Source organism: Bariatricus sp. SGI.019 (genome assembly GCF_050315235.1).
Taxonomy (GTDB): domain Bacteria; phylum Bacillota; class Clostridia; order Lachnospirales; family Lachnospiraceae; genus JAFBIX01.
Genome location: NZ_JBNPOQ010000005.1, coordinates 134,073 through 154,846, shown reverse-complemented (window position 1 = coordinate 154,846; position 20,774 = coordinate 134,073). Strand labels below are relative to the sequence as shown.

The window sequence follows — 20,774 nt, the reverse complement described above, 5'->3', positions numbered from 1 at the left end:
TATATTAATATATCATATGTTTTCTCGCTTGTCAACAACTTTTTTAATTTGTTTTTTGTCGTCCATTCCCAAGTGTTTCTAACACCTAAGCGACAACTTTTATAGGATATCATGTCTCCAAATCTTTGTCAACATTTTTTTGATATCTTTTTTGGATTTTTTCATTTCCAAAGTCTTTCCGTATAAAAATCCACCACGTTTTCGCGGTGGATTTTTATAATATCATTTTTTATTCTTAACGTCAAGTAGTTTCTTTATTTTTTAGTGAAATATTGTCGCCAGCTTCATAATCGGATTATATTCATATAACATTGTAAGAAATTGATTTTCCTGAATCATCTGAAATAACTCTTTTCCAACAGTTGTTGTATACATTAAAGTAATTATAATATATAACGTCCACACAATGACCATTGCTCCAACCATTCCTATAACTCCTCCCGCAAGCCGATTAACAATTCCAACACCCGGAAGAGAAGAGACAATATCCAGCGCAAATACAATTGCACGCAATATGATAGAGATTAAGACAAAAGTAATCAAAAACGCTACTATATTAATAATCAACTTAGCCAGATAACTACCTACATACTGTGCAAATGTTTCTACGCCAAGTTGTTGGTAAATCTCACTATTATTATTAACCGCCAAAAGACTCTTGAACACATTCGGAAGATCTGCCTGTTGTATGGCTTGCGTCTGCATTTCCCTCGGTATCTCTGCCCCTTCTATCGCCTGCTCAACAGTCTGCTGCCCCGAATCGAGACCGTCCAATACATTTCCGGATATTCCGTATTGAGCAAGATCTTCTTTGCTTATATTTCCATTTACAATATCTTCTATAGTAATACCATACTGTGACAATAGATCTTCCCCGACTCCTGCTGCTTCTAATACTTTTCTGACACTTTCTTCCGAAAGACCTCCTGACTCCTCTCCAGAAGCCTGAGAAACCGCCGCATTTGCCATTGTGCTGATTACCTGATTCTTAATCACATCATCCATAGGTGTATACTTTTCAATCGCCTTCGCCACATATGGCGTTGCAAAAAACACCAGTACAAGTGTAACAATTGTTGTTGCAAGAGATACTGCTATTTTAATCGCACCTCTACAAATCCCAACAATTATACTGACCAAGAAAATTACACCAACTGTTATCAATAACCAATTCATAAGTTCTCCTTATTTCACAAGACGGATTTTTTTCATTCCATCTGTGCTCATCAAAATGTACTTATTAACACCTGCAACCGGGAAAATCTCCAATATATTATCATCCATTTCCCCATCAAACTTCTGTATGCCACTTTTCATAAATATACTACATTTTTTACTATCATACAGAATCACTTGTCCGCCGCAGATTTTTGCATTTGCATAATCACCTGTAAAATCTTCCGACAGAACCACCTTCCCATGGGAATTATAAAGGCGAAGCTCATAGCCTTCTTTTCCTTCATTTTTAAGGACCATACCAATATATTTGTCGCTGTGGAACAAGCTTTTTATCTCTTTTTCAATCGTAATCTTAGTCTCTTCTTTCGGGATCTCCCTACCTTGATATATGGACAGGCAATTATCTCCAACCGCCACTGAAGTAGAACTATTGAGGAAAAATCCCGAAGCCATAATAGTATCTTCATATTCCTTCGTCGTTACCTGGTGATCGGCATCTTCCTCGCCTGCCTCACCAAAATTATAGTAAATTACTTTTGAAGTAATCTTTCCATCCTGCGTATAAAGATACAGAACCTGCATTACTTCTCCATTTGCCGACAAAGCCACATCAAGCGGATAGCCGGTTCCAGCCAAAGAAGTTTTATGCTCTACCAGCACATTTCCCGCCGTATCGTAACACATTATTTTTGCCGAAGATTCATTCTTTAATATCGCACTAACGATACCTTGCTCAGATACGCTTATTTTCTCAATCGGTATCGTGGTATGAATCTCTCCTTTTATACCATTCTTCTGGAATACAAGGATATCATTTCCACCTTTATCAGCTACTGCTGCCGCTTTCTCTCCCACATCAACAAATGGATTTTTCATCTGATAGGATTGATTCCATTGTTCTTCACCATTTTGATCAAGATAGGAGATACCATCACGGCTATATTTTAACACTCCCTCTGAAAACTGTATGTAGCTGTTATTTGATGTGCCGCTGTTCTGATATGAATCTATGGTTCTTGCCTGATTGTATGTCTGAAGATTCACAAGAAGATAAATACCAACCATTGCCACAAGTACTACTGCCACACAAATAATTCTCTTGCGCCACTGCTCTTTCTTGTGTTGTTTGATCTGCTCATTCAGTTCTTCTTGTGGGGTATTTTCATTATTCAATTCTTGCATTATATCTTTTACAATCTCATCTGTTGGATCTTCCTGTTCTCTGACAACATGAAGGTTTTTATTTCTCCGTTGTATCATCTGTCTCCCCTTCATTCGTTCTTCCGCAGAGCGGTGGTTCTTACCCTATCGAACTTCTTCGCTTCTTACGCCGTGCTCACTTCACACGACTTTGTGCTTTCGTGAACATTGTAACACATTTCCGGTTAGGGGAGTAGTAGTTTTTGTCCGATGTAAATGAGATTGCCATCGGATAACCCGTTCATTTTGCAGATTGCTGTTACATGAGAGGAATCTCCGTATAGTTTTACGCTGATGCTATCCAGGGTGTCACCCTTTTTTACAACGTAATAATCATCTTCACTTAATTCCTCTTGTATTGTTGAAGTCTCTGGTACAGTACCCTGAGCAGCTACTTCATCTGCACTCTCTGCACTACCGCCTGTTTCAACTACCGTTTCCTCACTTACGGTTTTGTTCTGACTTCCTGCTTGATCAACAGATTGCGACAGAGATTCCAGTGAACTTTGAACCGCCTCCATTTTGTCAAAGTTATTAACCGTCGATACCCCAATCGCAAGCACTACTACCACCAACAGCACGCTGGTTGCATAGACCAATCTCGAATTTTGCCGTTGTTCTTTATCTTCCATTTTCGTTCTTACGGCACTACGAAAATCCTTTGCAGCTCGATCCTCAACCATTTCACTGGGTGTCACGCCATTCTTTTTGCGTGTCGCAATCATATAATTTTGCATGGAAGGATTTTTTTCATAATATATATAATGTCCTCCCATCTGCATCAGTTCACCATATTTATGAGCATAATATAACTCCTCATTATCTCTGGCATCTTTCCAAATAAATATGGTATTTTCTCCCGAAAATGTTTTCGCGTGTATCTTTGAAATTTCCCGAATCTGTCCCATAGGATGACCACTCTCAATAAGTCCCCATCCAACGATCTGACTGAATGCAAAAAACTTTTTCCGCTCTCCTTCCATCTCTTCAAGCGTCTCTTCTTTAATAACGATCTCCGTACTAGTTACTTCAATTTCTTTCATCTGCATAGCGCCAGAAATATAAACCACATCCTGCCCCTCTTGATTCAGTATTTCACCAATAAGCATGACACCTATCGGTTCCTCAGACGCCTGTTGCTGTAGCTGAGTCAAATAGATATCCACATAATCTTCTACGTATATTTTAGGCTCATCACTTACGTTTCCTATCTGCCTTACATTTTTGGGAAATTGTCTTTCCATATACTCTCACCTCATCTTGAATATTTTTGCTAATGATAGCATACGAAATCTGCATATTTTATCAATTGATGGGACCTGTCCCAAAAACTTTCCGCCATATTACGACCGGGTACAGGGTATTTGCCAAAAAGGTACAGGGCATTTGTCAATTGGGGACGTAGTATTTTGTAAAAATACTACGTCCCCAATTGACAAAAAGAAGAAAACACACCCACAGGATGTGTCTTCTTCTTTCAGGAAATGTTTTTTATACAAACGCTTTTACTTTTTCGTAAATGCTATTTGCATCTAGTCCGTATTTTTTAATCAGTTCCACTGCTGGTCCTGATTCGCCATATACATCATTAATACCGATTTTCATAACTTTTGCAGGAGCTTTTTCTGCAACTACGTCGCAAACTGCGCTTCCCAATCCGCCAATGATTGAATGTTCTTCTACTGTTACAATCTTTCCAGTCTTAGCTGCTGCTGCGATAACTGCTTCTTCATCCAATGGTTTGATGGTGTGCATGTTGATTACTTCTGCGCTGATTCCATCCTCTGCCAGTTTTTCTGCTGCTGCCAGTGACTCAGACACTGGAAGACCAGATGCGATAATCGTAACATCGGTACCTTCACGCAGGGTAATTGCTTTTCCGAGTTCAAATTTATAGTCTTCGTTATCGTTGATTACAGGGACCGCAAGTCTTCCAAATCGAAGATATACTGGACCCTCATGTTCATAAGCTGCTTTTACTGCCGCTTTTGCCTCTACATCATCAGAAGGGTTGATAACAACCATTCCCGGAATAGTTCTCATCAGGGCAATATCTTCATTGCACTGGTGTGTTGCGCCATCTTCTCCTACGGAGATTCCAGCATGTGTTGCACCAATTTTCACATTTAATTTCGGATAACCAACAGAGTTACGTACTTGCTCATAGGCGCGTCCCGCTGCGAACATTGCAAAGGAACTTGCAAATGGTACTTTTCCGGTTGTTGCGATTCCTGCAGCGACACCGATCATATTGCATTCTGCAATACCACAGTCGATATGACGCTCTGGGAAAGCTTTTTTAAATGTTCCTGTCTTTGTTGCTGCTGCCAGGTCGGCATCCAGAACAACAACATCTTCATGTTCTTTTCCCAACTCAACTAAAGCATTACCGTAGCTTTCTCTTGTTGCGATTTTCTTTACTTCTGACATAATGCTTCACCTACTTTCTCTAAGTCTGCCATTGCAACCGCGTACTGCTCATCGTTTGGAGCGGTTCCGTGCCAGGACACCTGATTTTCCATAAAGGAAACTCCTTTTCCTTTCAATGTCTTTGCGATAATCGCTGTCGGCTGCCCCTTAGTTTCTCTTGCTTCTTTAAATGCAGCATCGATCTCATCAAAATCATTTCCATTAATATTAATTACGTGGAAATTAAATGCCTCAAATTTCTTGTCGATTGGGTACGGAGAGTTGACCTCATCAATCGGGCCATCAATCTGCAGATTATTGTTATCCACGATCACTACCAGGTTGTCCAACTTTCTGAAGCCCGCAAGCATAGACGCTTCCCACACCTGACCTTCCTGAATCTCTCCATCTCCAAGCAGCGTGTATACACGATAAGCATCTCCAGATAATTTTGCGGAAATTGCCATACCTACAGCCGCTGAGATTCCTTGTCCCAGAGAACCACTTGACATATCCACACCAGGAATGTGCTTCATGTCAGGATGTCCCTGAAGGTAAGAACCTACTTTACGCAATGTGGTAAGATCTTCTACCGGGAAGAACCCTCTGTGTGCCAAGGTAGAATAATATCCCGGTGCAGTGTGACCTTTTGACAATACAAAACGGTCGCGGTCAGCTTTTTTCGGATCCTTCGGATCGATATTCATTTCTTCAAAAAACAGATAGGTATAGATATCTGCAGCAGATAAGGAGCCGCCTGGATGTCCTGATTTTGCACTGTGTACAGCCGTCACAATACCCTTGCGAACCTCATTTGCTGTCTTCATTAACTCTAACTTATTCATGAGCTGCCTCCTACTCTCCAAATACTGCTTTATAATCTGCCTGGAATTTTGCAATTCCTGCATCTGTTAATGGATGTTTTGTCATCTGCTCAATTACAGAATACGGAACTGTTGCAATATCAGCACCAGCCAATGCGCAGTCTGTTACATGCATTGGATGACGTACACTTGCTGCGATGATTTCAGTCTTTATTCCAGCAACACGGAAGATCTCTGCGATCTCTGCGATCAAGTCTGTACCTCTTACAGAGATATCATCCAGACGTCCTAAGAAAGGAGATACATATGTTGCGCCTGCTCTTGCTGCCAGAAGTGCCTGATTTGCTGTGAAGATCAATGTCACATTTGTCTTGATTCCTTCAGCTGTCAGCTGTTTGCAAGCTTTCAGTCCTTCTACAGTCATAGGAATCTTAACAACCATATTCGGGTGAATCTTTGCGATTTCTCTTCCTTCTGCGATCATTCCCTCTGCATCAACAGTTGTTGCTTTTACTTCTCCACTGATTGGACCGTCTACAATAGAAGCGATCTCAGCGATAACTTCCTCAAATACTCTTCCTTCTTTTGCAATCAAAGATGGATTTGTAGTTACACCACAAATTACTCCCATGTCATTTGCTTTCTTAATATCCTCTACCTTCGCTGTGTCAATGAAAAATTTCATTTCGCTTTTCCTCCTTATAAATCCGCTATTTACTTCATGATTGGATTATAACTTACACCATGAAGATTGGTCAATAGCGCTTATTTATTATTAATAATTTTGTTTATTAATAATTTTATTTTATCAATTATTTTATTCTATTTTTTTCTTTCGTTTCTTAATAAACAGATTTTTATTCTCGCACTTTCAGCATTTTTTCCAGATGCATTACCGGAAAATATTAATAATATTTTTTCAAAATGAATTAATTTTTCTTTTTTCTTTTCTCTTTTGCATAAGATGTTGTTCCCCGTATGATCAACTGTGGTTCATACTCTACATGGTATGTGCTGATCGGCTCAATCTCTGAATATCTCGTATCATGGGATGCGATTTTCTTCATAATAATATCGCAGGCATCTCTGCCCTTAAAAATAACAAAATGTTCAATCGTCGTAAGATCCACTTTATGCATTCGGGCAAACAAAGTATTATCACAACCCATAACGGACATCTCTGACGGAACTTTTATCTTCGCTTCATGAAGCGCATCCAGAATTCCAAATGCAATCATATCGTTCAGTCCAACAATCGCGGTAATCTCCCGATTTTCCTGCAAAAGCTCTTTTGTCAAATCATAGCCAATCTTATATTCCGAATCAATGAGAGCAACATCAAGGTCTATCTCTTCTTTCGCAGCCTTAATAATTACATTTTCCCGCAAACCAGCCTTTTCATACTCTTTCAAAAATCCTTCTACACGTTTGGAACGTTGTTTTTGGCGCGCAGTCAAAGGCGGTGCAATATATGCCACATTGCGATGCCCCAGTTCCAGGAGGTGACGGGCCATAATTCTTCCAAGCTTAGAATTATCCAATTCCACCGCATCTACATTCATTTTTTCATTCTGATTATTAATAATCGCCACCGGAATCTTCTGAGACAACTCCTTTACCAGATCCATAAAACAATGACTCGGATTACAAGTATAGATAATTCCCAGGGGACGCAGCTCCCACATCATCTTCAGATATCGTTCTTCCATCTTCAGATCACGCTGCGTATTGCATACAAACAGACCAAATCCCTGCTCCTTAGCACGGGATTCAATCCCCTGAAGCAACATAACATAATACGGGTTGGTCAGATTCGAACAGAATACCACCAATAATTTTTCCTTTTTTGTGCCCTTTTTCTTCTTGCGCTTCGGCGGAACATATCCCAGTTCTCTGGCCGCACGTTCCACTTTTTCCACCGTTTCCTTGGAAAACGATACATTGTATTTTTTATTTAAGACCATTGAAACCGTAGACTGGGATACCCCTGCTACCTCAGCTATATCCATAGATGTAATTTTCTTCTTTTTCATCCTCACTCACCTCATTTGGGGACAGGGTAAATCTAATTGGGGACAGGGATATTTTAATTTGGGACGGAGGAAAACGAAAAAACCCCCGTCCCAAATTACAATTGTGTTCTTCCTTCCAATGCCCGAAGCAGGGTTACTTCATCTATATATTCCAGATCTCCTCCCACTGGGACACCGCTGGCAATCCGGCTGACTTTAATTCCGGTCGGCTTTATCAGCTTGCTAAGGTACATTGCAGTGGTCTCACCTTCCAAACTTGAATTAGTGGCGATAATCACTTCTTCTACATCTCCCTGCAGTCGTTCCATAAGCTCTTTCAGCTTAATGTCGTCCGGTCCGATCCCGAGCATGGGCGAGATTGCACCGTGAAGTACATGATACACGCCGTCGTACTTGCCGGTTTTTTCGTATGCCGCCAGATCTCTGGTATTTTCCACGACCATAATTGTCTTGTGATCTCGATTACTATTACTGCAGATCGGACACATTTCCTGATCCGTCAGAGTATAACATTCTGAACAATATCGGATGTTCTCTCTTGCCTCGACCATGGTGGATGCCAGCCTTTTTACATCTTCTAAAGGCATATGAACCAAGTGAAAAGCCAGCCTTGCCGCTGACTTTGATCCTATGCCCGGAAGGCATGACAATTCTTCAATTAATTTGCTCATCTGGTTACTGTAGTAATCCATATTTTGCACTCCCCGTTAGAATAATCCCGGCATCTGACCGCCCATGCCGCCGGTAAACTTAGCCATTGCGGATGCCGACTCAGCATCTACTTTATCCATGGCTTCATTTACCGCTGCAACGATCAGATCTTCTAACATCTCTACATCATCCGGATCAACCACTTCTTCAGCTAACTTTACTTTCAATACTTTCTTCGCGCCGGAGACCGTCACTTCCACAGCTCCGCCGCCCGCGGTTGCACTGAATTCTTTTGTCTCCATCTCTTTTGCCTGTTCTTCCATCTGGCGCTGCATCTTCTGTGCCTGTTTCATCAGATTCGCCATATTTCCCGGCATCCCGCCTCCTGGAAATCCACCTCTTTTTGCCATATTCATATCCTCCTACTCATCTTCTATTGTTATATCCATGTGGATCAGATTTTCAATATCAACAAAATGATCCTCAAACTTGCGTCCTTCTTCTAATTGTCGGACTTCTACTTCCATTCGCTTCCCAATCTTTTCTTCAATCAACCCTTCAATCTCTGCCTTATGTTCTGCTGCGGCGACAAAGCTTGCACTAACTTCATCCGGGAGCACAATAAGCAGACGATTACCTTCTCCTGCGCTAAGTCTTGCCTTTTTAAGATAAGTTCTAAGCAGCGGAGAGGCATCATTTGCAATCACACGAAAATCTTTCACCACTGCTTTCACATCTTCATTCAGCGCCTTGGGAATCTCCGGTTTTGACTGTTGCGATGTCTGCTGCGCCTGCTCTCCATTTACATAGACAACTCTTTCCTTTACTTTGGCTTCCGGCAGACCCTCTTCCAATTGTTTTTCGATTGCCCGGATACGATCCAGAAGAGCATCTGGATTCCGATCCATCTCTGGTTTGCACAACTTAATCAATGTCACTTCCAAAAGAACTCTTTTTTGGCTTGCGTATTTCAACTGATTGGTAAGATCTGAGAAGATTCTAATATAACGGATCAGTGTCTCATTGTCAATCATCTGCGCCTCTTCTTTTAGCTGAACCAGATTCTCTGTGGACACATCCAGTACGTCCTCCATATTATCAGAACTTTTTACCAGCAGCAAGTTTCTGAGATACCAGGTAAAATCTGCTGCAAGCTGAGACAGTTCACGGCCTTGCATGACCAATTCATCTACCGTTTCAATCACTTTATGCACATCCATGACCAGAAGTTCCCGAAGAAGCCGGCTAAACACTTCTGTATCTACAGCCCCCAGGACTTCCAGCACATGGTCATAGGTCAGTTTTTCTCCAATATAAAAAGCAACACATTGATCCAGAAGACTAAGCGAATCTCGCATGGAGCCATCTGCCATCTTAGCAATATAGCGAACCGCCTTTTCTTCTACATCCCACTGTTCTTTATCAATTAATTCCCGAAGCCTTGCGGAAATAGTTTCGATAGAAATTCTTTTAAAATCATACCGTTGGCATCGGCTCAAAATCGTGATCGGAATTTTATGCGCTTCTGTAGTCGCCAGGATAAAGATAACATACTCCGGCGGTTCCTCCAAAGTTTTCAGCAACGCATTGAACGCTCCAATAGAGAGCATATGAACCTCATCTATAATATATACTTTGTAGCGTCCTTCCGTCGGACGATATGACACTTCCTCCCGGATTTCACGGATATTATCCACACCGTTGTTAGATGCCGCATCAATCTCGATGACATTCATAGAAGCTCCAGACGCAATCGCTTTACACATGGCACACTCACCGCAAGGACTTCCGTCAATTGGATGTTCACAATTAACTGCTTTGGCAAATATCTTTGCCACCGTTGTTTTCCCGGTTCCCCGCGTTCCACAGAACAGATATGCATGTCCTATACGGTCTGCCATGATCTGATTTTTTAATGTCTTTACAATTGCATCCTGCCCCTTTACATCCTCAAACTCATCCGGACGAAATTTTCGATATAATGCCGTATATGACATTCTCTACACTCCCCGCTTCTTACGTCTTTATTTTGTACCGAAACTGATGCCCGTCATCTCTGCTTCCTTGATAATGCTGGAATTCGGATCAACATATTTCAGCTTACCGGCAACTTCTGCTAATGGAACACGTACAATTTCATTTTTCTTCACGCCCATCATACAGCCATAATTTCCTTCCAGAATTGCCTCTGCCGCTGCTGCACCAAGTCTCGTTGCAAGCACACGGTCATACGGGCACGGAGAACCACCACGCTGTGTATGGCCCGGAACAGTAATACGAACTTCCTGATCTGTCTTCTTCTGAATTCTCTCAGCCACTTCATATGCAACAGAAGGATATTTCTTCTTTGCTACCTTCTCCTTCATCTCTTTTTTGGATAGCTTGGCATCTTCTTTTGAAATTGCACCTTCAGCAACAGCGATAATCGTAAATCTCTTTCCTGCTGCTTTTCTCTTATTAATAGCATCCACCACCACATCAATATCATATGGAATCTCAGGAAGCAGAATAATATCTGCACCACCTGCAATTCCTGCATGGAGTGTTACCCATCCGACTTTATGTCCCATGATCTCAACAATAAATACGCGGCTGTGTGATGTCGCAGTCGTGTGAATCTTATCAATCGTATCCGTAGCAATATCTACCGCACTCTGGAAACCAAACGTCATATCCGTTCCCCACAGATCGTTGTCAATCGTCTTTGGAAGTGTAATGACATTCAATCCTTCTTCGCGAAGCATATTCGCTGTCTTATGTGTTCCATTACCGCCAAGTACCACGAGACAATCCAGATTCAATTTGTGATAAGTATGTTTCATTGCTTCAACCTTGTCCAAACCGTTCTCGTCTGGTACTCTCATCAATTTAAACGGCTGTCTGGAAGTCCCAAGAATTGTTCCTCCAACCGTCAGAATTCCTGAGAAATCCCTGGAAGTCAGCATCTTAAAATTAGAATAAATCAATCCCTTATAGCCTTCTTGAAATCCATAGATCTCAACATCGTCTCTCTTTGAACAGATTCCTTTTACAACGCCACGCATAGCTGCATTTAAAGCCTGGCAGTCTCCTCCACTTGTAAGCATTCCTATTCTTAACATACGCCTGCTCCTTTCACACTCAAACTTATTACACTTTAGTTTATCACAGAGTATGATGCAATTACAAGGAGAGGACGGGGGTTTTTGAAAAAACCCCATCCCCTCTTGACAAAGGATGCTATAATTATAAGTAAAGTATTTTGCAAAGAAAGTAGGTAATATTGTGGATAAACTGGATATAAAATTATGGTCTCTGGCCGCCAAGGGACAGATTGTTCCTGACCGTTCTCTTTTAAAGACTCCGGCGCAGATCGAAGCAATCAGAAAGAGCGCCGATTTGAACACAGCGGTCCTGGATCATGTGGCTGCCCATATTCACGAGGGCATGAGTACAGCAGAAATTGACAGACTGGTTTATGATTTCACAACGGAGCATGGCGGAATCCCAGCACCGCTTAATTATGAAGGTTTCCCAAAGAGCGTATGTACCTCTATTAACAACGTCATCTGCCATGGGATTCCATCCGAAGATGAGATTTTGAGAAACGGGGATATCATCAATGTGGATGTATCTACTATTCTGAATGGTTATTTTTCAGATGCTTCCCGCATGTTTACTATCGGAGATGTATCTCCTGAGGCAGCGAAGCTGGTACAGGTAACGAAGGAATGCGTGGAACTCGGTCTCAAAGAGGCGAAACCTTGGGGACACCTGGGGGATATTGCTTACGCAATTAACTCTCACGCACAAAAGAATGGCTACTCTGTTGTCGAAGAAATTGGAGGCCACGGCATTGGCCTTGCTTTCCACGAAGACCCTTTTGTCAGCTATGTAACTCCTAAGGGAAGTGAAATGGTTTTGGTTCCAGGCATGATGTTCACCATCGAACCAATGATCAACGAAGGCAGCCCTGATTTCTTCATCGACGAAGAGAATGGCTGGACCGTCTATACTATGGATGATAGCCTATCTGCCCAGATTGAATACATGGTACTGATTACAGAAGATGGTGTAGAAGTACTATCGAAATAATAATTGCTTTCTAGTGTCTGCCACAGAAAAAAAAGGAAAAGGAAAACGTCTGCAAATTACCAGAGGACGTTTTCCTTTTTCTTCTTATGTTAAGGAATTAATTCAGGTATCCGTATTGTTTTAATGTATCTTTCAAACGTACAACAGTCTCTTCTGGAAGATCTGACAATACAGGTTTGCGTGAATATCCGGCATTGACACCTCGCATCTTAAGACCTTCTTCCCTTTCTTTTCTTCTATAAACTCTTTTCATTACTTTCATTCTGATTTGGGCAAGTCTGCTTATCCATGTCCCTCATACTAAGTACAAGCGCTGAATGTGCACCCATATTGGCCACCACTTCGCCATCTTCTACGAGGAATTCATCATAATTCGTCGAATATCCGTCCAGATAAGAATACATCAACTTCTTCATTCTGCACTTCATCGGAATCTCTGCCTGCCATACCGGCACAGTTACCTGCGCAAGCTCACTGCGGTTATTGATAATAACGATGACCTTGTCTTCTTCCAGAAAACGGCCATATGCCAGAATATTTTCAGCCCAATACAGCATATTCAGGGAACCAGTCCTAAGAGCCGGATGTTCTTTGTGAATCCGAATCATCTCTCGATGAAATGCAATCAGCTCCTTATCTTCATGACCCCATGGGTAAGTGCGCCGATTATCAGGATCTGTAAATCCACATACGCCAGCTTCGTCTCCATAATAAACAGTTGGCGCTCCGACCCAGGTCATCTGCATCACAACAGCTTCGCGCATCACTCCAAGATTTACATAATTATTGGCAGCCTTCGGCCCAAGATGTTCAACTCTCCCAACCATGTGATTCGTACGGGTCAGAAATCTGGAATGGTCGTGATTCGACAATTCATTCATCGCAACCTGGAGAGAAGGCGTCAACATATTGGACATATGATGGGAAATGGATGCCACAAAGTTATCTGCATTGCCCAACAGTTCTTCCCGCGATTCATCGCTGTGCTTCTCCATACCCGTCAAAAACCAGGTCACCGGCTCCATAAACGCATCATAGTTCATGACCGTATCCCACTCATCTCCCCGGAGCCATTCACTTGGGTCGCCATAATGCTCCGCAAGAATCAACGCATTTGGATTGGCATTTTTGACGGCTCTGCGGAATTTTTTCCAGAAACGATGATTATAATCATTGCTTCTTCCAAGATCCGCCGCCACATCCAGACGCCATCCGTCTACATTATACGGTGGGGATACCCATTTTCTTCCAATATACAGAATATAGTTTTCTAATTTAACAGAATCTTCGTAATTTAACTTAGGAAGGGTATCATGGCCCCACCAGCCATCATAATTATAATTATACGGCCAATTCTCCGGTTCCTCTTTGAAGAATCGGAAATAGCTCCGGTATGGACTATCCGACGAAGTATATGCACCAGGTTCATAATCTTCCTGTCCTTCATAGATTCTCTCTCGATCCATCCACTTATTAAAAGAGCCACAATGATTAAAAACGCCGTCAAGAATAATCTTCATTCCCCTCCGGTGAAGTTCTTCCACTAATTTGATGAATAGTTGATTACTGGCTTCCAGATTCTTAATATCCGTTACTCTTTTCTGATATTTTGTCGCCTTTTTATTCTCTGTCACACCATCCGTCAGGACTTCTCCACCATCTTCCACGATCACACCATAATGTGGATCAATATAGTCATAATCCTGAATATCATATTTATGATTCGACGGTGATACAAATAACGGATTAAAATATAGTACTTCTACTCCGAGTTCCTGCAGATAATCCAACTTATTGATCACTCCCTGCAGGTCTCCCCCATAGAATTCCCGTACCCCCATATTGGCCGGATACTTATCCCAGTCAGTTACCTTCTGGCTGTATCCGCCTATATAATAATATTCGTTCGTCTCTACATCATTGGTCTTATCGCCATTATAAAAACGATCCGTAAAAATCTGGTACATCACTGCACCTTTTGCCCAGTCCGGTGTTGAAAATCCCGGCACAATGACAAAATCATAAAATTCTACAATCTCTTTTGCAACTCCACATCTATTATAATAACAGGTCGTATCATCATCCCTGATTTCAAAGCAATAACGGAAAGGTTCTTCATTCAGGCGCCATTTGATCATATAATAATCAAACTCGCCACTGGTACTCTCTTTTTCCATATCATATCCACCGACCGCCGTCATCAGACGCACCCGCACCTTATCATCCTTCGCCGTACGAAAACGTAAAATTACGGTCTCATTTTCCTGTGGTTCCTGTGGAATCACATAGCTTGCAGTCCCATCGCAAAACAACGCTTGTTTTTTCATGCAATCCATTTCCTCTCTCATTCATCATTTTTGTATTATGCTTCTGATACTTCTCCAGTAAATAATGATTCAAATTCTTCTCTTGAGATTTTTTCTTTTTCTAACAACAAGTTTGCACATGCGTGGAGAACATCATCGTATTTGTGGATGATATGTCTGGCTCTTGCATAACATTCATCAATAATACGTTTTACTTCCTGATCGATCACTGTTGCCACACCTTCTCCATATCCACGGGATGTATGGGCAAGATCTCTTCCTATAAACACTTCATCACTGTCATCATCATAATTAATCAATCCAACAGCCTCAGACATACCGAACTTGGTAACCATAGACTTTGCAAGTCCAGTCGCCTGTTTGATATCCTGAGAAGCTCCTGTCGTGATATCATCAAACACTTCTTCTTCTGCTACTCGACCACCCAATGCTACCGTGATATCCTGAAGCATCTTTCCTTTGGTGTTAAACATCTCATCATTTTCCGGCAACGGCATTGTATAGCCACCTGCGCTTCCTGTCGGAATGATCGATACACTATAGACCGGTCCAACATCCGGAAGCACATGGAACAAAATTGCATGACCTGCTTCATGGAACGCAGTAATTCTCTTCTCTTTATCAGAGATGACACGGCTTTTCTTCTCCGCACCGATTCCAACTTTGACAAATGCTTTCTGAATATCTTCCTGCTTCAGATATATCCGATCACTCTTAGCCGCCAGGATTGCAGCTTCATTCAGAAGGTTCTCAAGATCTGCCCCCGTGAAACCTGCCGTCGTCTGTGCAATCTGCTTCAGATCAATCTCTTCACTCAATGGCTTGCCCTTGGCATGAACCTTCAGGATCTCTTCTCGTCCTTTGATATCCGGTCTTCCTACCATAACCTTACGGTCAAAACGTCCCGGACGAAGAATTGCCGGGTCAAGAATATCAACACGGTTGGTCGCAGCCATTACAATGATGCCTTCATTCACACCGAAGCCATCCATCTCTACCAGTAGCTGATTTAATGTCTGTTCCCTCTCATCATGGCCTCCGCCCATACCAGTTCCACGGCGTCTTGCCACAGCATCGATCTCATCAATAAATATGATACATGGCGCGTTTTTCTTTGCCTCTTCAAACAGATCCCTCACTCGGGAAGCACCTACTCCGACAAACATTTCCACAAAATCCGAACCAGATATTGTAAAGAACGGTACTCCTGCCTCCCCGGCAACCGCTTTGGCAAGCAATGTTTTTCCCGTTCCCGGAGGGCCGACAAGCAGTACTCCTTTTGGAATTCTTGCTCCTACTTGAATATACTTTTTCGGAGCCTTCAGGAAATCTACAATCTCCTCCAGTTCTTCTTTCTCTTCTTTCAGACCTGCCACCTGCGCAAATGTAATCTTTTTGTCGTTGCCTGTGCTAAGCTTCGCACGGCTCTTTCCAAAATTCATCGCTTTGGCATTAGCCCCACCGCCCTGGCGATTCATAAGCGAAAAGATCAGCACAATACCTAAAAGTGTTACCAAAAGCGGCACTAAAGTCGTACCTATCCAACTGTCCTGCGGTACATCCGGCATGGCATAATCAATCTGCTTCTCTTTCAGATAATCCTGAATATCATTCACATCTGACACATACAGCCACTTCACTTCGCCTTCTTCGTCTCCGTGGCTCTTCATCTGTATCTCTACTCTTCCAGTCGGAACATTCTTATTCTGTGTAATCGTAACAGATTCTACATCCTCACTTACAACCAGGCGTTCAAACTGTTTCCAGGATATCTCTTTTTCTTTCTGATCAACTTGATTGGTGAACCAGAATGCCGCAAATAAAAATACGACAAACATCAGAACAGTCGCACCGCTCAGTCCTCTCGTCCTTTTATCGTTCAATGTTTAAAGCCCCTTTCTACTCCACTCCTTCTACAACTCCGATGTAAGGCAGGTTTCTATATTTCTGTGCATAATCCAGACCATATCCTACGACAAATTCATCCGGGATCTCAAATCCCACATAATTTACCTTTACATCTCTGACTCTGCGGTCAGGTTTATCAAGAAGTGTACACAATCTCATACTTTTTGGATTTCTCTTTTTCAGAATGTCCAGAAGATAATACAGCGTTCTTCCTGAATCAATGATATCCTCTACTACAAGCACATCTTTACCTTCCAATGATTCATCCAGGTCTTTCGCGATCTTTACCACACCGCTGGATGAAGTGCCATCGCCATAACTACTGACACTCATAAAATCCATGGATACTGGCACACTGATTCGTTTTGCCAGTTCACACATGAAGAATACTCCGCCTTTGAGCACGCAGATTAAATGCACCTGCTTACCTGCGTAATCTTCACTGATTTTTTTACCTAATTCTTCGATTCGTTTTGCTACTTCCGCTTCTGGGACCAACACTTTAATGCTCTCTGCCATCTTTTTTTCCTCCATGAAAATGAATTTCCATAATTCTTCTGGTATGTTCAGTTACCTGATATTTCTGATTCTGTCGATACCCGACGATCCACATAATCTCCGATCCGTCAGCTACAAGCCACACTTGATCTCTTTCTTCCCGGGGTATCTTTTCATTCACAAAATACTGCTTTAACTTCTGAGTGCCTCCGTTTTTATCAATCGTGAGATAATCTCCGGGCGCTCTATGCCTTATTTTTACAGTATTTTTTATTATATCATAGTCAAACCATTTCGTGTAGGTTTTTTTCGGAAATATTACTATATCCGACTGTCGTTCAAAGATCCGAAACGTTGCCGGTTCTTCCGCCGATATATCCTCTATCGTATCCACATCTGTAGTCTTTGACAGAACGATCCCTTCATAGCATCGTCTGGCCTGCATGTGGTAGGGAAGATCTACTCTTCGTCCCACCTGCTTTTCGATAAGCTCCATCACCGCCCGGACATGCGCAGATTCTATATCCTTTCGTCTTCCTGCAATCTGACACAGCATCTCATGAATCATATACGCTTGCAACGCCTCGGGAGCTTTCCCGTAAGCTTCTGCATTCAATATTGCCTGATTGCCGTGCACATATCGGATACATTGCCGTGCGTGCCGCCTGGTCTCCTGCTCTACGAATTCACCCAGCTTACGCATCTGTTCCATCGTATCTGCCATATGTTCTACCGTCTGCTGATTAATCTGCTCTTCCAGATATGGGATCACATGACTTCGAATACGATTGCGCGTATAATCGTCTTCCAGATTCGTCTCATCCGTACAATAAGATATTCCCCGTTCTGCAAGATATGATTCAATTTCTTTTCTCTTCAGACATAAAAGTGGCCGCACATATACTCCATCTACCGGCGCAATTCCTCCCATTCCTTTCAGTCCACATCCACGACACAGATTCCAGATCAGTGTCTCTGCATTATCATTCTGATGATGGGCAAGTGCAATCTTCGTTCCGCCACTCTCTTCTAATACCTGTCCAAACCGCATTCGGCGGATATTTCTCCCGGCCTCTTCCAATGTCAGCTTATTCCCCTTAGCATACTTCTTCACATCTTCCCGGAAAATCCGAAGGTCTACCCCCTGTTCCCGGCAGACTTTCTGAACATAATCCGCATCCGCATCCGCGGTCCCTTCCCGAAGGCCATGATGAACATGCACAGCCACAATAGAAAATCCCAATTCCTTCTGTAATTCTATAAGCATGAAAAGAAGGCATATGGAATCTGCTCCTCCCGATACGCCTGTCACCACTTTATCCTCTTTTTCCAGCATGTGATATCTCTGAATATACTCTTTGACCCGCTGATACATCTGTCTATCCTTCTTTAGTCTGCTAATGAATATCTTTAATATATAGAATTTTACTATAAAAAGCAAGTTTTCCTTATAATTTCCACATCCCCACTGCGAGCACCGTCATATCGTCCATCGGCACCTCTCCCGTCCATTCCAGTACCTGCCCCAGAATATGGTGAGCCAGTTCTTTCGGATTCACAATATCGGAATCCTGTATAAAGGTACACATCAACGCTTCCTGCTCTCCCACCGGCAGAGCATCGATTACTCCATCTGTTACCATAATCACATAATCTCCCGACGTCAACTCTTTTGTCTCCACATCAATCTCCAACTCCTGTAAGACACCGACTGGAAGTGTTGTGGAACTAATCTTCTCAACAGAATCTTTCCGCTTGATAAATGTTGTAGAAGCCCCTGCTTTTACAAATTCACAGGTGCCGCTATAGAGATCGAACAGGCATGCATCCACAGTTGAAAACCTCACTTCTTCCCTTCCAATGACCAATGCTGTATTCATCAGCTGAATTGCCGTTCTGACCGGGAACCCTGCTTCTAAGAGTTCCTCCAGCATCTCAACAACCATCGCACTCTCACGAAACGCTTCTTCTCCTGAGCCCATACCGTCTGACAATACAATTCCCTTTTTTCCGCCCGGAAGATCTTTCATCAAAAAGGTGTCACCAGAGATCTTCTCACATCCTTTGCCAATCTTTGCCACACCCTGAAGCGTGTGATATCTGGCGCTTTCAACGCAGGCAATGGTAGAATATTCCTCTCCCACCACCGGACGTTCTCCCTGTCTGGGCATCATTACCCTCCCCATCAGATCTCCAACCAGAGCCGCCAATTCTTTTGTGGCAATGATGTGCCCTTTTGCCGCTTTTACTGTAAGATGAATCTCATACTTTCCTTGCGGCGTGATATAGAACACCGAAGACAACATCTTTGCACCAGCTTTCTTCAAATGGGTTTTCAATCGCTTTTCCAGATGTTCATCTTCAAATATTCCTGCATCAAGTTCTCGGGTAGTATATTGGATCATCTTGGCAAAATACTTCAGCTGCCTGGCGAATCCTTCCCGATTCTGTACGATCTTATGGTTCCACAGCAGAATTTTTTTTGCATTCTCAAATACTTCCAGAGTCTCCCGCAAAAACCGCGGTGCCATAATGCATCGCTTCTGCAGACTTCTTTTCAATTCAATATTCAGCTCTGCTCCATATTCCTCAACCGCACACAATATCTCATATACCATCTGATAGGTATGCACTCGGTTTTCTCCCAGACACCACTCCTTCCTCTCACAGTTCTCGCATACTTTATCCGTAACCTTTTGAAACATTTCTTCAATCTCTTCTTTCGAAAATGTCCCCTTATAATCTTCTAAAGTAAGAAATGTCTTCGACAAATGCATCAATGAATCCGCAAACTTGTCCATCTGGATCACATATGGATTCAAAAAAGGTTCTTTTTCTTTTATTTCCGTCATTCTTTGCTCCCCTTTCAACGGTAAAAAATAAAAAAGCTCTAGGAATTTTGTCTCCTAAAGCTTATCTTCTGTTCATTATTTTGCTTTGAAAATGATCTCATTTTCATGTACAAGACCCAGCTTCTCTTTTGCCACATCTTCTACATATTCATCCGTACCCACGTACTCTTCAAGATCTTCGATTTCTTTCGAACGCGCCTTCTCTTCCTTAATCTGTTCTTCCAGTTCCTGCTCCTGTGCCTGATAAGACTGATCCTTAGCCCTTAATGTCATGCTATTGACGGATATCACCGCAAACAATAGAAAAACAACGGCACATACTGCAAAAACGCTCCTTTTATGGCGCTGCATACTTTTCTTAGTCCGTCTTCTGCGACGTCTTTGCTTCATACCACTCATAATTATTACTCACCCTTACGCCGGCACCCCTGCCAGCAATACTCGCCCGATTAATAATAATATATTAACTTTTTTTGTTTTTTTTATCAAGCTTTTGACTGAAATTCTTTTTTCTTATAAACGTAGATTTTTTTGTGCATCTTTTCCAAACAATTCAAAAAAAACGTCATAAAAACCGCCCCAACCACAACACCTAGTACAAAATACCATCGTATGCTACCATCACTTGTGTGGTAAATCTGCACAAACAAATATATAGCTGCTCCTGTCCAAAAGACTAGATCTTCAGCTTCTACTGCATATCGTCTATGCTTTACAATCTGACGAAAGCAGCTGATACACCGATAGGTAAGACGCACAATGGCACCAGAAAAAACTGCTGCCAGAAATATCATCATCTCTTCTTCAATTCCCGGCATG

20 protein-coding genes are annotated in these 20,774 nt (G+C 42.2%); 1 reads left to right on the top strand and 19 read right to left on the bottom strand.

Annotation, left to right across the window (positions count from 1 at the left end):
* Positions 1 to 261: 261 nt before the first annotated feature.
* From ACQRD1_RS04765 to ACQRD1_RS04715, 11 genes are all read right to left on the bottom strand, one after another.
* Complete coding sequence (locus ACQRD1_RS04765) at positions 262 to 1,176, bottom strand: CvpA family protein (RefSeq protein ID WP_235231918.1); 915 nt, start codon at positions 1,174 to 1,176, stop codon at positions 262 to 264.
* Between the two features lie 9 nt (positions 1,177 to 1,185).
* Positions 1,186 to 2,439, bottom strand: coding sequence for a DUF5711 family protein (locus tag ACQRD1_RS04760; RefSeq protein WP_427786966.1), 1,254 nt, complete (start codon positions 2,437 to 2,439; stop codon positions 1,186 to 1,188).
* Between the two features lie 125 nt (positions 2,440 to 2,564).
* Positions 2,565 to 3,623, bottom strand: coding sequence for a LysM peptidoglycan-binding domain-containing protein (locus tag ACQRD1_RS04755; RefSeq protein ID WP_235231920.1), 1,059 nt, complete (start codon positions 3,621 to 3,623; stop codon positions 2,565 to 2,567).
* Positions 3,624 to 3,870: 247 nt separating this feature from the next.
* Positions 3,871 to 4,809 (bottom strand): transketolase family protein, encoded by a 939-nt coding sequence (locus ACQRD1_RS04750; protein WP_235231921.1) that lies wholly within the window; start codon positions 4,807 to 4,809, stop codon positions 3,871 to 3,873.
* Positions 4,797 to 5,633, bottom strand: a complete 837-nt coding sequence (locus ACQRD1_RS04745; protein ID WP_235231922.1) for a transketolase — start codon at positions 5,631 to 5,633, stop codon at positions 4,797 to 4,799. The genes ACQRD1_RS04750 and ACQRD1_RS04745 overlap by 13 nt, the downstream gene beginning before the upstream one ends.
* Before the next feature lie 10 nt (positions 5,634 to 5,643).
* The gene (gene fsa, locus ACQRD1_RS04740) at positions 5,644 to 6,297 is read right to left on the bottom strand and encodes a fructose-6-phosphate aldolase (protein ID WP_235231923.1); all 654 of its coding nucleotides are present in this window, start codon (positions 6,295 to 6,297) and stop codon (positions 5,644 to 5,646) included.
* 244 nt (positions 6,298 to 6,541) lie between these two features.
* The gene (locus ACQRD1_RS04735) at positions 6,542 to 7,645 is read right to left on the bottom strand and encodes a LacI family DNA-binding transcriptional regulator (protein WP_235231924.1); all 1,104 of its coding nucleotides are present in this window, start codon (positions 7,643 to 7,645) and stop codon (positions 6,542 to 6,544) included.
* Positions 7,646 to 7,740: 95 nt separating this feature from the next.
* Positions 7,741 to 8,337, bottom strand: coding sequence for a recombination mediator RecR (recR, locus tag ACQRD1_RS04730; protein ID WP_235231925.1), 597 nt, complete (start codon positions 8,335 to 8,337; stop codon positions 7,741 to 7,743).
* Between the two features lie 15 nt (positions 8,338 to 8,352).
* The gene (locus ACQRD1_RS04725; RefSeq protein WP_235231926.1) at positions 8,353 to 8,706 is read right to left on the bottom strand and encodes a YbaB/EbfC family nucleoid-associated protein; all 354 of its coding nucleotides are present in this window, start codon (positions 8,704 to 8,706) and stop codon (positions 8,353 to 8,355) included.
* Between the two features lie 12 nt (positions 8,707 to 8,718).
* Positions 8,719 to 10,293, bottom strand: coding sequence for a DNA polymerase III subunit gamma/tau (gene dnaX / locus ACQRD1_RS04720; RefSeq protein WP_235231927.1), 1,575 nt, complete (start codon positions 10,291 to 10,293; stop codon positions 8,719 to 8,721).
* Positions 10,294 to 10,320: 27 nt separating this feature from the next.
* Positions 10,321 to 11,397, bottom strand: coding sequence for a 6-phosphofructokinase (locus tag ACQRD1_RS04715; protein WP_235231928.1), 1,077 nt, complete (start codon positions 11,395 to 11,397; stop codon positions 10,321 to 10,323).
* A 163-nt stretch (positions 11,398 to 11,560) separates the two neighbouring features.
* On the opposite strand from ACQRD1_RS04715, the gene map reads away from it, so the two are divergent.
* Entirely contained in the window at positions 11,561 to 12,370 is an 810-nt protein-coding gene (gene map, locus ACQRD1_RS04710; protein ID WP_235231929.1) for a type I methionyl aminopeptidase, read from the top strand.
* A 97-nt stretch (positions 12,371 to 12,467) separates the two neighbouring features.
* Here map and ACQRD1_RS04705 read toward each other — a convergent pair whose 3' ends face one another.
* The 8 genes from ACQRD1_RS04705 to yabQ form a co-directional block, all read right to left on the bottom strand.
* Positions 12,468 to 12,623 carry a hypothetical protein gene (locus tag ACQRD1_RS04705; protein ID WP_235231930.1) on the bottom strand — a complete coding sequence of 52 codons (156 nt, stop codon included), beginning with the start codon at positions 12,621 to 12,623 and terminating at the stop codon, positions 12,468 to 12,470.
* Positions 12,607 to 14,697 carry a glycoside hydrolase family 13 protein gene (locus ACQRD1_RS04700; protein ID WP_427786965.1) on the bottom strand — a complete coding sequence of 697 codons (2,091 nt, stop codon included), beginning with the start codon at positions 14,695 to 14,697 and terminating at the stop codon, positions 12,607 to 12,609. Before ACQRD1_RS04700 ends, ACQRD1_RS04705 begins: the two co-directional genes overlap by 17 nt.
* Positions 14,698 to 14,732: 35 nt before the next feature.
* Positions 14,733 to 16,580, bottom strand: a complete 1,848-nt coding sequence (gene ftsH / locus ACQRD1_RS04695; RefSeq protein ID WP_427760952.1) for an ATP-dependent zinc metalloprotease FtsH — start codon at positions 16,578 to 16,580, stop codon at positions 14,733 to 14,735.
* Between the two features lie 16 nt (positions 16,581 to 16,596).
* Positions 16,597 to 17,124 carry a hypoxanthine phosphoribosyltransferase gene (gene hpt / locus ACQRD1_RS04690; RefSeq protein WP_347376197.1) on the bottom strand — a complete coding sequence of 176 codons (528 nt, stop codon included), beginning with the start codon at positions 17,122 to 17,124 and terminating at the stop codon, positions 16,597 to 16,599.
* Entirely contained in the window at positions 17,108 to 18,478 is a 1,371-nt protein-coding gene (gene tilS, locus ACQRD1_RS04685; protein ID WP_427786964.1) for a tRNA lysidine(34) synthetase TilS, read from the bottom strand. The genes hpt and tilS overlap by 17 nt, the downstream gene beginning before the upstream one ends.
* Before the next feature lie 73 nt (positions 18,479 to 18,551).
* A complete protein-coding gene (locus ACQRD1_RS04680; RefSeq protein WP_235231935.1) occupies positions 18,552 to 19,955 on the bottom strand; it encodes a SpoIIE family protein phosphatase in 1,404 nt (467 codons plus the stop codon).
* A 75-nt stretch (positions 19,956 to 20,030) separates the two neighbouring features.
* Positions 20,031 to 20,354: a septum formation initiator family protein gene (locus tag ACQRD1_RS04675; protein WP_235231936.1), complete on the bottom strand. Its 324-nt coding sequence runs from the start codon at positions 20,352 to 20,354 to the stop codon at positions 20,031 to 20,033.
* 86 nt (positions 20,355 to 20,440) lie between these two features.
* The gene (gene yabQ / locus ACQRD1_RS04670; RefSeq protein ID WP_235231937.1) at positions 20,441 to 20,773 is read right to left on the bottom strand and encodes a spore cortex biosynthesis protein YabQ; all 333 of its coding nucleotides are present in this window, start codon (positions 20,771 to 20,773) and stop codon (positions 20,441 to 20,443) included.
* Position 20,774: the final 1 nt, after the last annotated feature.

Coding starts and splice junctions, on each gene's coding strand:
- ACQRD1_RS04675 (WP_235231936.1), bottom strand. CDS start 20,354: ATGAGTGGTATGAAGCAAAGACGTCGCAGAAGACGGACTAAGAAAAGT.
- ACQRD1_RS04735 (WP_235231924.1), bottom strand. CDS start 7,645: ATGAAAAAGAAGAAAATTACATCTATGGATATAGCTGAGGTAGCAGGG.
- ACQRD1_RS04755 (WP_235231920.1), bottom strand. CDS start 3,623: ATGGAAAGACAATTTCCCAAAAATGTAAGGCAGATAGGAAACGTAAGT.
- ACQRD1_RS04750 (WP_235231921.1), bottom strand. CDS start 4,809: ATGTCAGAAGTAAAGAAAATCGCAACAAGAGAAAGCTACGGTAATGCT.
- hpt (WP_347376197.1), bottom strand. CDS start 17,124: ATGGCAGAGAGCATTAAAGTGTTGGTCCCAGAAGCGGAAGTAGCAAAA.
- fsa (WP_235231923.1), bottom strand. CDS start 6,297: ATGAAATTTTTCATTGACACAGCGAAGGTAGAGGATATTAAGAAAGCA.
- ACQRD1_RS04680 (WP_235231935.1), bottom strand. CDS start 19,955: ATGACGGAAATAAAAGAAAAAGAACCTTTTTTGAATCCATATGTGATC.
- recR (WP_235231925.1), bottom strand. CDS start 8,337: ATGGATTACTACAGTAACCAGATGAGCAAATTAATTGAAGAATTGTCA.
- ACQRD1_RS04745 (WP_235231922.1), bottom strand. CDS start 5,633: ATGAATAAGTTAGAGTTAATGAAGACAGCAAATGAGGTTCGCAAGGGT.
- yabQ (WP_235231937.1), bottom strand. CDS start 20,773: ATGCCGGGAATTGAAGAAGAGATGATGATATTTCTGGCAGCAGTTTTT.
- tilS (WP_427786964.1), bottom strand. CDS start 18,478: ATGTATCAGCGGGTCAAAGAGTATATTCAGAGATATCACATGCTGGAA.
- dnaX (WP_235231927.1), bottom strand. CDS start 10,293: ATGTCATATACGGCATTATATCGAAAATTTCGTCCGGATGAGTTTGAG.
- ACQRD1_RS04725 (WP_235231926.1), bottom strand. CDS start 8,706: ATGGCAAAAAGAGGTGGATTTCCAGGAGGCGGGATGCCGGGAAATATG.
- ACQRD1_RS04760 (WP_427786966.1), bottom strand. CDS start 2,439: ATGATACAACGGAGAAATAAAAACCTTCATGTTGTCAGAGAACAGGAA.
- ACQRD1_RS04700 (WP_427786965.1), bottom strand. CDS start 14,697: ATGAAAAAACAAGCGTTGTTTTGCGATGGGACTGCAAGCTATGTGATT.
- ACQRD1_RS04715 (WP_235231928.1), bottom strand. CDS start 11,397: ATGTTAAGAATAGGAATGCTTACAAGTGGAGGAGACTGCCAGGCTTTA.
- ACQRD1_RS04705 (WP_235231930.1), bottom strand. CDS start 12,623: ATGAAAAGAGTTTATAGAAGAAAAGAAAGGGAAGAAGGTCTTAAGATG.
- ACQRD1_RS04765 (WP_235231918.1), bottom strand. CDS start 1,176: ATGAATTGGTTATTGATAACAGTTGGTGTAATTTTCTTGGTCAGTATA.